Consider the following 692-nt stretch of genomic DNA (forward strand, 5'->3'; position numbering starts at 1 on the left):
CCGTATCGACGGCCTCGGACAACACATACACGGTGTCGCGCATCAGCAGCGGAGGATCGGCCGGATTCAGCACGATGATCGCTTTGCCGGCGCGGGCGCCACCGACGCTCTCGATGGCGCGCGAGGTGGTTTCGGTGAACTCATCGATGTTGGCGCGGGTTCCCGGGCCTGCCGACCGGCTGGCAATGGACGCCACGATCTCGGCGTAGTGCACCTTGGCCACCGAGGCGACGGCGGCCACCATTGGGATGGTGGCCTGCCCACCGCAGGTGACCATGTTGACGTTCAGCGCGGCCAGGTTGGCCTCCAGGTTGACCGTGGGCACGCAGTACGGCCCGATGGCCGCAGGGGTCAGGTCGATGACCCGGATCGACGGCCGCGCCTGGCGCAGCAACGCATCATTGCGGACATGCGCCGACGCGGACGTGGCATCGAAAACGATGTCGATGTCGGCAAATACCTCCGATGCGATCAGCCCTTCTACGCCGGTGGCGATGGTCGGGACGCCGAGCCGGGCCGCACGGGCCAGGCCGTCGGAGGCGGGGTCGATGCCCACCAGCGCGCCCATTTCCAGGTGCCTGCCGTTGCGCATTACTTTGATCATMAGATCGGTGCCGATGTTGCCGGGACCGATGATGGCGACTTTCAGGGTCATACCGCACTCCTGTGGGGATACTTGGGGGGATGAAGCG

The 692-nt window shown here is 66.1% G+C and carries 1 protein-coding gene; it reads right to left on the reverse strand.

Features of this window, described 5'->3' with window-relative positions; all coding sequences use genetic code 11:
• Window positions 1-655: acetaldehyde dehydrogenase (acetylating) (locus ACXJKH_RS21745; RefSeq protein WP_457322489.1), on the reverse strand; the 655-nt coding region annotated here is incomplete at its 3' end.
• Window positions 656-692: the final 37 nt, after the last annotated feature.

It is taken from the genome of Stenotrophomonas sp. P5_B8 (genome assembly GCF_054049855.1).